The sequence below is a fragment of the Halomonas cibimaris genome (assembly GCF_055379665.1).
In genome coordinates this window covers 1,211,630-1,223,347 of the sequence record NZ_AP043828.1, presented here as the reverse complement: position 1 = coordinate 1,223,347, position 11,718 = coordinate 1,211,630, and the positions used below count along the sequence as shown (strand labels likewise).

The 11,718-nt window shown below is 67.1% G+C and carries 10 protein-coding genes and 1 pseudogene; 9 read left to right on the top strand and 2 right to left on the bottom strand.

What is annotated here, in order from left to right:
• Positions 1-2: 2 nt before the first annotated feature.
• Positions 3-929 (bottom strand): TIGR01777 family oxidoreductase, encoded by a 927-nt coding sequence (locus tag ACZ415_RS05625; RefSeq protein WP_344704883.1) that lies wholly within the window; start codon positions 927-929, stop codon positions 3-5.
• Between the two features lie 231 nt (positions 930-1,160).
• On the opposite strand from ACZ415_RS05625, the gene ACZ415_RS05620 reads away from it, so the two are divergent.
• The 9 genes and pseudogenes from ACZ415_RS05620 to ACZ415_RS05580 all read left to right on the top strand — a co-directional run.
• Positions 1,161-2,222 carry an NAD(P)/FAD-dependent oxidoreductase gene (locus ACZ415_RS05620; protein ID WP_344704882.1) on the top strand — a complete coding sequence of 354 codons (1,062 nt, stop codon included), beginning with the start codon at positions 1,161-1,163 and terminating at the stop codon, positions 2,220-2,222.
• A gap of 116 nt (positions 2,223-2,338) precedes the next feature.
• The gene (locus tag ACZ415_RS05615) at positions 2,339-3,232 is read left to right on the top strand and encodes a MerR family transcriptional regulator (RefSeq protein WP_344704881.1); all 894 of its coding nucleotides are present in this window, start codon (positions 2,339-2,341) and stop codon (positions 3,230-3,232) included.
• Positions 3,233-3,275: 43 nt separating this feature from the next.
• The gene (phrB, locus tag ACZ415_RS05610; RefSeq protein WP_344704880.1) at positions 3,276-4,688 is read left to right on the top strand and encodes a deoxyribodipyrimidine photo-lyase; all 1,413 of its coding nucleotides are present in this window, start codon (positions 3,276-3,278) and stop codon (positions 4,686-4,688) included.
• 71 nt (positions 4,689-4,759) lie between these two features.
• Positions 4,760-5,194 (top strand): nuclear transport factor 2 family protein, encoded by a 435-nt coding sequence (locus tag ACZ415_RS05605; protein ID WP_344704879.1) that lies wholly within the window; start codon positions 4,760-4,762, stop codon positions 5,192-5,194.
• Positions 5,195-5,219: 25 nt separating this feature from the next.
• On the top strand, positions 5,220-5,999 hold the full coding sequence (locus ACZ415_RS05600) for an SDR family NAD(P)-dependent oxidoreductase (protein ID WP_344704878.1): 780 nt from the start codon (positions 5,220-5,222) through the stop codon (positions 5,997-5,999).
• The gene (locus ACZ415_RS05595; protein ID WP_344704877.1) at positions 5,996-7,357 is read left to right on the top strand and encodes an NAD(P)/FAD-dependent oxidoreductase; all 1,362 of its coding nucleotides are present in this window, start codon (positions 5,996-5,998) and stop codon (positions 7,355-7,357) included. The genes ACZ415_RS05600 and ACZ415_RS05595 overlap by 4 nt, the downstream gene beginning before the upstream one ends.
• On the top strand, positions 7,354-8,163 hold the full coding sequence (locus ACZ415_RS05590) for a DUF1365 domain-containing protein (protein WP_344704876.1): 810 nt from the start codon (positions 7,354-7,356) through the stop codon (positions 8,161-8,163). Before ACZ415_RS05595 ends, ACZ415_RS05590 begins: the two co-directional genes overlap by 4 nt.
• On the top strand, positions 8,160-9,428 hold the full coding sequence (locus ACZ415_RS05585) for a cyclopropane-fatty-acyl-phospholipid synthase family protein (protein ID WP_344704875.1): 1,269 nt from the start codon (positions 8,160-8,162) through the stop codon (positions 9,426-9,428). The genes ACZ415_RS05590 and ACZ415_RS05585 overlap by 4 nt, the downstream gene beginning before the upstream one ends.
• A pseudogene (locus ACZ415_RS05580) lies at positions 9,311-9,829 on the top strand (DUF2878 family protein); the annotation flags it as partial. The gene ACZ415_RS05585 and the pseudogene ACZ415_RS05580, both read left to right, overlap by 118 nt.
• On the opposite strand, the gene ACZ415_RS05575 reads toward ACZ415_RS05580, so the two are convergent.
• Complete coding sequence (locus ACZ415_RS05575; RefSeq protein ID WP_344704874.1) at positions 9,808-11,709, bottom strand: putative bifunctional diguanylate cyclase/phosphodiesterase; 1,902 nt, start codon at positions 11,707-11,709, stop codon at positions 9,808-9,810. The pseudogene ACZ415_RS05580 and the gene ACZ415_RS05575 overlap by 22 nt on opposite strands.
• Positions 11,710-11,718 lie beyond the last annotated feature (9 nt).

The following is an 11,718-nucleotide window of genomic DNA, read 5'->3' as shown; positions in this document are numbered from 1 at the left end:
TTTCAGCCCGGCGCGAGAATCGCTTCCAGCGCCCGGTCCAGGGTTTTATAGCGAAAACCAAAGCCTGCCTGCTGCAAGCGCGCCGGGCGCATGTCCGCCCCGGTGAGCAGCAGCCGGGCCATTTCCCCCAGCCCCGCCTTGAGCACAAAGGCGGGTACCGGCAGCACCGCCGGGCGGTTGAGGGTGTTCGCCAGCGTCCGGGTAAACTCCGCGTTGGTCACCGGATGCGGGGCACTGGCGTTGAACGCACCGCTGGCGGAGTCGCGCTCCAGCAGAAAGCATATCGCCGCGACCAGGTCATCCCGGTGAATCCACGGCATGAACTGCCGGCCGCTGCCGAAGCGCCCGCCCAGCCCCCACTTGAACGGCGGCAGCATCTTCTCCAGGCTGCCGCCGCCTTCGCCGAGCACCAGCCCGATGCGCACAATCGCCGTGCGCACCCCGAGCGCTTCCACCTCGCCGGCGGCGGCTTCCCAGCGCGCGCACAGCCGGTGGGCGAACTCGTCGCGGGGCGGGGTGTCCTCGGTGACCGCGGTATCGCCCTCGCCGTCTTCCTTTTGCTCGCCGTAGTAGCCCATGGCCGAGGCCGACACCAGCACCCCGGGCAGCGCCTCCCCGGCCTCGCGCAGGGCCTTGCACAGCGCCACGAGATCGCCGGTGGCGCGCAGGCGCGAGTCGATCATCTCGCGCTTTTGCGCCTCGCTCCAGCGCTTGGCAGCGATCGATTCGCCGGCCAGATTGACCAGCGCATCCGGCGGCGTATCGGCAAAGGCCACCGCGCTGTCACGCACGTCGCAGCCCTCGGGCAACAGCGTCCGAGCTTTCTCCGGCGAACGCGACACCACCTGCAGCGCATGGCCCTGGCGAGCCAGGCGCTCGCACAGGCGCCGGCCGACAAAACCGCTCCCTCCGGTAATCAGTACACGCATGGCAGACTCCTTTTTCATGACAGGCTTTTTGTTGCGCGCGTGCAGCACACGCCCACAGACGGCTGGCCGCACCTCGCGCACCAGAGTGGCATACACTTTGACGAAACCACACACCCGCTGTACTAACTATGTACAATACAGCGAACATATTACAGCCAATGTATCACCGCCGCGCTTTCACCATTGCGCATTGCCCCCTTTTACTGCGACCCGCTCGCTTAGGATATCGCCATGACGCTCGCCTCGCCGCCTGTTGCTCACATCGCCGTTATCGGCGCCGGCATTGCCGGGCTCGCCTGCGCGCAAGCGCTGACGGATGCCGGCCTTGCCGTGACGCTTTTTGACAAGGCCCGAGGCCCCGGCGGGCGCATGTCCAGCCGCCACCGGCCCGACGCCGTTGTCGATCTCGGCGCCCAGGCGTTTACCGCCCGAGACCCGGCTTTTATCGCCGCGCTCGACACCTGGCGACACGCCGGCTGCGCGGCGGGCTGGCCGGACAGCGCCTGGCGCGCCGGGCCCGGCGGCTGGCAGCGTATCCACGACGGCCGCGAACGCTTTTGCGGCGCACCGCGCATGAGCGCCATTACCCGCTATCTGGCCGATCAGGTCGAGCAGGCCGGCGCGGCGCTGCACCCTGCCACCCGCATTCGCGCCATTGACGGCGCCCCCGGTGCCCTGCGGCTGCAAAGCGAGCAGGGCGATATTTTCGGGCCTTATACACAGGTGGTCATCGCCGTGCCGCCGCCCCAGGCCGAGCCGCTGGTACAGCCCTGGGATAACGTCCTTGGCGAGCGCTGCCGGCACCTTGCACAGCGCGCCTGCTGGGCAGGATGGGCCATTTTCGACGCGCCGCTGCCCACCCCGCAGGGCGTGGATGCAAACTGGCAGCAGGCCCACGCCGAACACCCGGCGCTGCGCCTGGTATCGCGCAACCAGCGCAAACCCGGCCGCGACCGCCAGCCGGAAAGCGTGACCCTGCTGGCCCACAGCGACTGGAGCGAGGCACATCTGGAAGACGCGCCGGCGCAGGTGGCCGACGTTCTGCTCGACGCGCTGGCCACGCTGTTTTCCGGCCAGCCGCTGCCGGCGCTGGTGGAGCACGGCGCCCACCGCTGGCGCTATTCCCAGCCGGCCGACGGTGGCGCTTTCAGGCCCGAAAACGGCTTTATCATCGGTGCGGCCGGCCTGGCGCTGTGCGGCGACAGCCTGCGCGGCGGGCGGGTAGAAGACGCCTGGCTTTCCGGCCATCGGCTGGGGCAGCGGCTTGGCCAGGGCCTCACGGGTTGTGATTAGCGCTCACAAGTTGTACAACAGCGGTGTGTATAATACACGCCAAATACCCGGCATACGCCGCCGGCATCGCATATCGATCACGTTTTCACCACGGCATCCAAGAGGCACAGGCGCCCATGAGCAACCAGGCGACCCATCCACCCGACACTCCGCTGTATCCCATCCGGGAGGTTTCCCGGCTAACGGGTGTGAACTCGGTCACCCTGCGCGCCTGGGAGCGCCGCTACGGCTTGATAAAGCCCCAGCGCACGCCCAAGGGCCACCGCCTTTACGCCCAGGATGACATCACGCGCATCGAGCGCATTCTGCAATGGCTCAACCGCGGCGTGCCGGTCAGCCAGGTGGCGGATCTGCTCGATCAGCCGGAGGCCGTGGAAACGCCGGCGCCAGCCAGCGACGACTGGGACAGCCAGCGCCATCAGCTGATCACTTTGGTGCAGGCGCTGAACGTCCAGCGCCTGGAGGCGCTTTATCACCAGAGTCTGGCGCTCTATCCGCTGACCACCGCGGTCAACGAGCTCTGGCAGCCGGTCATCAACGCGCTGGAAGACGAATGGCAGCAAACCCCCGACGTTGCCGCCCGCCGCACGCTGGAAGCTTTGCTGCGCAGCCAGGTGAGCATTCGCCTGCACTATGCCAACCAGGCCACTCGCGGGCCGCTGGTGCTGCTGATGCCGCGCCCGGGCGAGCCCGGCCCGCTGTGGATGCTGCTGGCGGCCCTGCTGGCAAGCGAGCAAGGCTACCGGGTGCAGCTGTTTGATTCCGGCATAGCGCTGGACGCTCTGCCCCGGGCGGTAACGCGGCTGCACGCCGCCCTGGTGCTCTTTGCCGGCGGCGAGGTGCCAAGCGAGGCTCTTTCCCTGCCCGACGAGACCCCGGACGTGCCGATAGCCCTGTGCGGGCCGGCGCACGAAGCACCTCACGACAGCCGTCTTTATCTGCTGGGTGATGACCTGCCGCGGGCCGTGGCAAAGCTGCGCCCGCTGCTGCGCGAATCCGGCGTTTTGTAGACGGCGCCCCGTCTTTTCCCCCATCAAAGCCCGGGAGCCCGACATGGCCTTGCAGCTGGTATGGTTTCGCAGCGACCTTCGCATTCACGACAATCGCGCACTGGCGGCGGCCGCCGCCCGGGGCCCGGTGATCGCTGTGTTCCTGCACAGCCCGGCCCAGTGGCAGGCCCACGGCCACGGCGCCAACCAGATCGATTTTTTGCGCCGCGGCGTCGAAGCACTGCGCGAGGCGCTACACGGCCTTAACATTCCCCTGCTGCAGCGCCTGGTTCCCCGCTTCAACGATGCCCCGCGGGCGCTTGCCGCCATCGCCGAGGAATACGACGCCGCCGCGCTGCACTTCAACTGCGAGTACGCGCTCAACGAACAGCGCCGGGACGCCGCCGTCCAGACGGCGTTCAACGACGCGGGGCGTGCCTGCCACGGCTATCACGACGCTGTGGCATTCGCCCCGGGCGAGCTGTTGACCGGCAAGGGCGACTACTACGGCGTTTTTACCCCGTTTGCCAAGGCCTGGCACCGCCACATCAGCGCCGAGCGCCTGGCCCTTGACGACGCCCCGGCCGCACAGGCGCCGCTGGACGTGCCCGCCGAGGCGCAGCCTGCGCTGGACATTCCTCTGGAAGACGAGCCCGTTGACGGCCGCCAGTGGCCCGCCGGGGAAGACGCCGCCGCCGACCATCTGGCGCGCTTTCTGCGCTTTCGCGGCCGTCACTACCAGAGCCAGCGGGACTTTCCCGGGGTGCGCGGCACCAGCGCGCTTTCGCCCTATCTGGCGCTGGGGATGGTGTCCTGGCGCCAGTGCATGAACGCGGTGATGTCGGAAAACGACGGCCGGCTGGCCGAGGGCGACGCCGGACTTGCCGCCTGGGTCAACGAGCTGATCTGGCGCGAATTCTACCGCCACGTGGCGGCGGGCTTTCCCCGGGTTTGCCGCCGTCAGCCGTTCAAGGCAAGCACCCGGGCCCTTGAGTGGCGCAACGACGACGCAGGCTTCGCCGCCTGGTGCGAAGGGCGCACCGGCTACCCGCTGGTGGACGCCGCCATGCGCCAGCTGGTGGCCACCGGCTGGATGCACAACCGCCTGCGCATGGTCACAGCGATGTTTCTCGCCAAGCATCTGCTCATCGACTGGCGCCGCGGCGAGGCGTTTTTCATGCGCCACCTGATCGACGGCGAATTCTGCGCCAACAACGGCGGCTGGCAGTGGGCGGCGTCTACCGGCACCGATGCGGTGCCGTACTTTCGTATTTTCAACCCTACCACCCAGTCCACTCGCTTCGATCCGGACACCGAATTCATCGCCCGCTGGGTGCCTGAGCTTGCCTCCCTTGCGCCCCGTGCGCGGCACGACCCGCCCGCCGCCGAGCGCGCGCGCCTGAAATACCCTGCCCCTGTAGTGGAGCACAAGGCAGCTCGCAAGCGCGCGCTGGAGGCGTTCAAGGCGCTGGGCTGACCGAGCCTGGCCCGGCACAGCCGGCCTTTTACAAAACCGGAACGCGACTTACCCATAGCAGAGAGACCGCCATGTCCCAGAACGCGGCGCTGGAGGCGTTCTGCGCCTTTTTCGACAAACTCGACAAAAATTGTACAAGCAAGCTGTACGACGTATATACTCCTGACGTCGTGTTCATTGATCCGCTGCACCGCATCGAGGGTGCCAAGGCGCTGGAGGCCTACTTTGCCGGCATGTACGCAAACGTCAGCCGCTGCCGTTTTGACTACCACGACAAACACCGCCACGGCGATACGGCCTTTGTCAGCTGGACGATGACGTTTGCCCACCCCAAGCTCAACCGCGGGCGCGAGATCAGCGTTGACGGCTGCACCCGGCTGCAGTTTGCCGCCGACGGCCGGGTGGCCAGACACCGCGACTATTTCGATGCCGGCGCCATGCTCTACGAACAGGTACCGCTGCTGGGCCGCGCCGTTCGCTGGCTGAAACACCGCGCCAGCCGCTAGCACAGCAGCGCCAACAGGAGAACGCATGCGCACCTGGAACACCCCGCAACGCATCTGGCTGACCGGCGCGACCTCGGGCATCGGCGAGACGCTGGCCCGGCGGCTGTTGCGTGAAGGCCACCGCGTGGTGCTCAGCGCCCGCCGCGAAGACCGGCTTGCCGCGCTGTGCCAAGGCCATACAAACGCCGTTGCCCTGCCGCTGGATATCAGCGACCGCGGCGCCGTACAAAGCGCCGGCCGGCAGATACAGGCCGAGCTTGGCGGGCTGGATCTGGCCGTGTTCAACGCCGGCACCTGCGAATACCTCGACGCCGGCGATTTCGACATGGCCCTGGTCGAGCGCGTGCTTACCGCCAATCTGTACGGCACGCTGTACTGCGTGGAAGCCGCGCTGCCGCTTGTGCGCGCCGCGCGCCGGGAAGGCCGCCCGGCCCGGCTTGCCGTTACTTCCAGCGCCTCGGCCTATCTCGCCCTGCCCCGGGCCGAGGCCTACGGCGCCTCCAAGGCCGCACTGAGCTATTTCATGGAATCGTTGCGCCTTGACCTGGCGCCGGAGAAAATCGGCGTAAGCGTTATCCATCCGGGCTTTGTCAAAACCCCGCTCACCGCACAAAACGACTTTCCCATGCCCATGCAAATCCGCACTGAGCAGGCGGCAGACGCCATCCTGAAAGGGCTTTACAAAGGCCGCAAGGACATCCACTTTCCCAGGCGCTTTACCTTTATCGTCAAGCTGCTGGGCATTTTGCCGCTGACGCTGCGTTTTGCCATCGGCAAGCGGCTGGTACGGGAGAGCCAGACATGACAGCACCCGGCACCCAGCGCATTGCCGTGATCGGCAGCGGCGTCAGCGGCATGGCCGCGGGCTTTTATTTGTCTGCCCGCCATGCAGTGACGCTGTTTGAAGCCGGGCCGCGGCTTGGCGGACACACTGCCACCGTCGATGTCGAGGCGGCCGGCGAGCGCCACGCCGTGGACACCGGCTTTATCGTGTTCAACGACTGGACCTATCCGCACTTTATCCGCCTGCTGGAAACCCTGGGCGTGGCGGCCCAGCCCACCGAAATGAGCTTTTCGGTGCACGAAACCGCCCGAGACTTCGAATACAACGGCCATACGCTGGGCTCGCTGTTTGCTCAGCGGCGTAACCTCGCCTCGCCGAGCTTCTACCGGCTGCTGGGCGATATCGTGCGCTTTAACCGCCAGGCCACCCGGGATCTGGAAAAAAACCGCCTGACGCACGGTTTGACCCTTGGCGAGTATCTTGACCGCCAAGGCTACGGCGAGGCGTTCCAGCGTCGCTACCTGCTGCCCATGGGCGCGGCCATCTGGTCGGCCAGCCTTGACGATCTGCGCGGCTTTCCGCTGGCGTTTTTCGTACGCTTTTTTCGCAACCACGGGCTGTTGAACATCGCCAACCGGCCCCAGTGGTACACCGTGGCCGGCGGCTCGCGGGCCTACATCCCCGCGCTGACCGCGCCCTACGCCGAGCGCATCCGCCTGAACGCGCCGGTCACCGCCGTCACTCGGGATGCCACCGGCGTCGACGTGACCACCGCCGGGGGCACCGAGCGCTTTGACCGCGTGGTGCTGGCCTGCCATGCCGACCAGACGCTGAAGATACTAGGGTCTGACGCCACCCCTGCCGAGCGCGAGGTGCTCGGTGCCATGCCCTATCAGGACAACGAGGTGGTGCTGCACACCGATACCGCGCTTCTGCCCCGCCGCCGCCGCGCCTGGGCGAGCTGGAACTACCGGCTGGACAGCCGCGACGCCGGCGACGCCGTCTCGGTGACCTATAACATGAACATTCTCCAGCGCCTTGAGACCGACACCACCTTCTGCGTGACGCTCAACGACGGCCAGAGCATCGATCCGGCCAAAATTCTACGGCGCTTCACCTACGCCCACCCGCGCTTCACCCTGGCCGGCCAAACCGCTCAGGCGCGCCACGCGGATATCTGCGGGGCGGCGGAAAACCACGGCCGTACCCATTTTTGCGGCGCCTACTGGCGCAACGGCTTTCACGAAGACGGCGTGTGGAGCGCGCTGCGCGTGGCGCAAAAACTTGGCTGCGACGAGCCCGCACCGCCGCCCGAGCCGCCCACAGCGACGCCGGCCCACCACCTGCTGCCCGACGCCGGGCCGGGAGACACGGGATGAACCCGCGCACCGACTCACCGCGCTCACGCGTGTATTGCGGCACCCTGCGCCACCGCCGCTTTGTGCCCAAAACCCACGCATTCAGCTATCAGGTATGGATGATGTGGCTGGATCTGGACGAGCTGCCGGAGCTTTTTAACGGCGTGCCGGGCTTTAGCGCCCGCCGCCCTGCGCCGGCGCGGTTTCGCCGAGAGGACTATCTCGGCCCGGCGGCCATGCCGCTGAAAGACGCCGTGCGCAAGCGGCTGACCGACGAGCTGGGCGGCGCGCCGGACGGGCGCATCTGCATGCTGACTCAGCTGCGGGTGCTGGGAGCGGTATTTAATCCGATCACGTTTTACTACGCCTTTGACCGTGACGATCGCCTGGCGGCGATACTCGGCGAGGTCACCAACATGCCCTGGCGCGAGCGCACTACCTACGCCGCCGCGGTCGATCCGGCGCGCCATACCCACGCGGCACGCTTTGCCAAGCACATGCACGTATCACCGTTCAATCCCATGGACATGCGCTATCGCTGGCGCTTCAACGTGCCGGGCGAGCAGCTGCTGATGCACATGGAAAACCACGCCGCCGACGGCGACGGCGGCGCTGAGCGCTGCCACTTTGACGCCACGCTAACGCTTGAAGGCACGCCGGCAACCCGGGGAGCGCTGGTGCGCACCCTGGCCCGCCGGCCGGGCATGAGCCTGAAAACCCTTGCCGGCATTCACCTTCAGGCGCTCAAGCTGTGGCGCAAGGGCGTGGCGATTCACGACCATCCAGGCCCTAACGATTCGAAAAACCATCGGGAGACACCGCCATGACGAGCGCCAACTCACTGCCCGCCTCTCGTCAGGCCGCCCCCCGCCATCGCCTCGCGCGCTGGCTCAGGCCACGCCTGCTCGCCCAGCTCGATCGCTTCACCGGCGGCACCATTGCCCTGGTGGAAAACGATACCCGCCGCTGTCTGGGCCAGGGCGGCCCGCTGGAGGCCACGGTCATCATTCGCCACCCCCGGGCCTGGCAGCGCATGGCGCTGGGCGGCACCGTCGGCGCCGGCGAGGCGTACATGGACGGCGACTGGGATACCGACGATCTGGTAACGCTGGTGCGCCTGTTCGCCGTCAATCTGGAAGCGGTCAACGCGCGCATGGAAAACGGCAGCGCGCGCCTTGCCCGCTGGCTGCTGGCCGGCGCCTATCGCCTGCAGCGCAACAGCGCCGAAGGCGCCCGGCGCAACATTGCCGCCCACTACGACATCGGCAACGATCTGTTTGCCACCTTTCTTGATCGCCGCCACTGGATGTATTCAAGCGCGGTCTTCCCTACCGCAGACGCCAGCCTGGAAGAGGCGTCTACCTACAAGCTCGACCTGATGCTCGACAAGCTTGGCGTAGCGCCCGACCACCACCTGCTGGAAATCGGCACCGGCTGGGGCGGGCTTGCCATCCACGCCGCCAAAACCCGCGGCTGCCGGGTCACAACCACCACGATTTCCACCGAGCAGCACGACCACACCGCCAGACGCATCGAGGAAGAGGGCCTGGGCGAGCGCATCACCCTGCTTAAAAAAGACTACCGTGACCTCACCGGCACCTATGATCGCATTATTTCGGTGGAGATGATCGAGGCTGTGGGCCATCAGTATCTGGATACGTATCTGGCCAAAATCGACGGCCTGCTTGCCCTCGACGGCCAGGCCATGCTGCAGGCCATCACCATCCGCGATCAGCGCTTTGACGCGGCCAAGCGCGAGATGGATTTCATCAAACGCTATATCTTTCCCGGCGGCTTTCTGCCCTCGCACCGGGCCATGATCGACAGCCTGGCGCGCAAGACCACGCTCAACGTGGTGGGGCTGGAGGAAATCGGTCGGCACTACGCCCGCACCCTGCGCGAATGGCGCCACCGCTTTGACGCCAGCCTGGAGCAGGTGCGCGAGCTGGGCTACGACGAGCGCTTTATCCGCATGTGGCGCTACTATCTTTGCTACTGCGAAGGCGGCTTTCTCGAACGCTCCATCGGTACCTGCCAGCTGCTGCTGGCCAAGCCCGGTGCCCGCCCGGTTTCCCACAGCGGCGCATCGTGAACGGGCGACGGCTGCGCCGGCTGGCGCTCAACGCGCTGGCGTTCGAGGCCGGCTGGCTGGCCTGCGTGCTCGGCGGCTCGCAGGTGGCGCTGGCCGCAGGGGCGCTGGTGGTGGGCGGGCATCTGTGGCGGGTGGCCGGCGCCGGGGAGGGGCGGCTGCTGGCCGGCTTTGCCGCACTGGGGCTGGCGGTGGACGGCGGCTTTGCGCTTGCCGGCGGCTTTATTTTTGCCGACCCCACGCCTGCCTGGCTGCCTTTGCCGCTGTGGCTTTGGATGCTATGGCCGCTTTTTGCCACGCTGGTGCACCATTCGCTGGGCTGGCTGTGGCATCTTCCGTGGCTTGCGCCGCTGCTGGGCGCTACGGGCGGGGCGCTTTCCTACTACGGCGGCAGCGTGCTGGCGGACGTCACCCTGGCCCCCTGGCTGCTGCCGGCCGAGGCGCTGGCGTGGGCGCTTGTATTCGGGGGGCTTGCCGCCCACCGGGCTTCCAGCTCGGCTGCCGGCAGCGGCCGGGCAAAATAAAAACCCTGCACCGACCGGCAGCCGGCATCCACCAGAAACTGCCGCTGGGCCTCGGTTTCTACGCCCTCGGCCACCACGTCAAGCGCCATGCCCTCGGCCATGGCCAGCACCGCGGTGACGATGGCGGCGTCGGCGCGGCTTTCCGGCAGCTCGCGGATAAACGCGCGGTCCAGCTTGACCTTGTCCACCGGCAGGTGCTTGAGATAGCCAAGCGATGAATAGCCGGTGCCGAAGTCGTCGACGGCCAGCGGCGCGCCCCGCTCGCGCAGGGTTTCAAGCCTTGGCACCATGTCGCCGGCGCGCTCGTCGAGCAGCACGGACTCGGTCAGCTCCAGGCCGATCTGCGAGGCCTGAAGCCGGTAGCGCTTCAAGCAGCCGGCCAGCTGGCTTTCCAGATCGCCCTGAAACAGCTGCAGCGCCGAAATGTTGATCCATATTGTAGTGGCCGGCATGGCGGTATGCTGCCAGCGGGCCTGCTGGGCACAGGCGTTTTCCACCACCCAGGCGCCCAGCTCGGCCATCAGCCCGTGGCGTTCGGCCAGAGGAATGAACTCCCCCGGGGAAATCATGCCGTCCCGGGGGTGGCGCCAGCGCAGCAGCGCCTCCATGCCGGTGAGCGCGCCGGTGGCCGGGTGATGCTGGGTTTGGTAATGAAGCTCCAGCTGGTCACCGGCTACCAGCGCTTCGCGCAAATCGCTGACCAGCGCCAGCCGGGGGTTGGCCTGCTGGTCCAGCGCCGGGCGAAAGCGCAGGCTGTGGTTGCGCCCCTGGCGCTTGGCGCTGTAGAGCGCCGATTCCAGCCGCTGGAACAGCACGCCGGAATCCCTGCCGTCTTCCGGGGCGCGACAGCTGCCGATGGTCAGCCCCAGGCGCAGCGACTGCTGCTGCACCTCAAAGGGGCGCCCCATGTGCTCACGCAGCCCTGCCACCCAAGCGTTGTGATCGTCAAACGTGGTCGTGCGGATCACCAGAAATTCGTCGCCGCCCAGCCGCCCGGTAACGCTGCCGGCCGCCTGACGGGACAGGCGATGGGCAAAGCGCCCCAGCAGGCGGTCCCCCTGCTCTACGCCAAAGCTGTCGTTGATGCTTTTGAAGCCGTCGATATCAATCAGCGCCATATCCAGGCTCTCGCCGGCGCGCAGGTGGCGTATGCGCGACGCCATCAGATCATGCAGGCGCCGGCGGTTGGGCAGCCCGGTCAGCGGGTCTTCAAAGCCGATGCGGCGCAGGTCGTTTTCCCGGGCTTTCTGGGCCGAAATATCGGTGTACAGACCGATGAAATGGCTGACCTCGCCGCGGCGATCGGTCATTGCCCGGATCTTGACCCATTCCGGGCACTCGTCGCCGCTTTTGCGCCGGCTCCACATTTCGCCCTCCCAGCACCCGGTGGTCAGCAGCGTCTGCCAAAACCGGCGATAAAAGGCCTTGTCGTGGCGCGTGGACGACAGCATTTCCAGCTTGCGCCCCACGACTTCTCCCGCGGTGTAGCCGGTAATCTGGGTAAACGCCGGATTCACCGCCTGCACGCGGTTGCGGGCATCGCTTACGACCACGGCTTCGCCGGCAAGGCTCACGGCATCCTGGGCCAGACGAGCTTGCTCACGCTGCTTGAGCACCTGGCGCCAGGCATCGCCCATGCCCAGCGCCACAGCGCTTGTAGCCACCATGCGCAGCGTAGCATCGGGTATCCAGATGCAGGCCGGCAGGGCCATCAGCGCCGCCCAGACCAGCGGACGGTTGAGAGAGACAAGGGGCCACATGATACGTTG

What these genes read in the sequence shown, in the direction of transcription:
- ACZ415_RS05625 (WP_344704883.1), bottom strand. Translation starts at nt 929, where the DNA reads ATGCGTGTACTGATTACCGGAGGGAGCGGTTTTGTCGGCCGGCGCCTG.
- ACZ415_RS05575 (WP_344704874.1), bottom strand. Translation starts at nt 11,709, where the DNA reads ATGTGGCCCCTTGTCTCTCTCAACCGTCCGCTGGTCTGGGCGGCGCTG.
- ACZ415_RS05615 (WP_344704881.1), top strand. Translation starts at nt 2,339, where the DNA reads ATGAGCAACCAGGCGACCCATCCACCCGACACTCCGCTGTATCCCATC.
- ACZ415_RS05595 (WP_344704877.1), top strand. Translation starts at nt 5,996, where the DNA reads ATGACAGCACCCGGCACCCAGCGCATTGCCGTGATCGGCAGCGGCGTC.
- ACZ415_RS05600 (WP_344704878.1), top strand. Translation starts at nt 5,220, where the DNA reads ATGCGCACCTGGAACACCCCGCAACGCATCTGGCTGACCGGCGCGACC.
- phrB (WP_344704880.1), top strand. Translation starts at nt 3,276, where the DNA reads ATGGCCTTGCAGCTGGTATGGTTTCGCAGCGACCTTCGCATTCACGAC.
- ACZ415_RS05605 (WP_344704879.1), top strand. Translation starts at nt 4,760, where the DNA reads ATGTCCCAGAACGCGGCGCTGGAGGCGTTCTGCGCCTTTTTCGACAAA.
- ACZ415_RS05620 (WP_344704882.1), top strand. Translation starts at nt 1,161, where the DNA reads ATGACGCTCGCCTCGCCGCCTGTTGCTCACATCGCCGTTATCGGCGCC.
- ACZ415_RS05590 (WP_344704876.1), top strand. Translation starts at nt 7,354, where the DNA reads ATGAACCCGCGCACCGACTCACCGCGCTCACGCGTGTATTGCGGCACC.
- ACZ415_RS05585 (WP_344704875.1), top strand. Translation starts at nt 8,160, where the DNA reads ATGACGAGCGCCAACTCACTGCCCGCCTCTCGTCAGGCCGCCCCCCGC.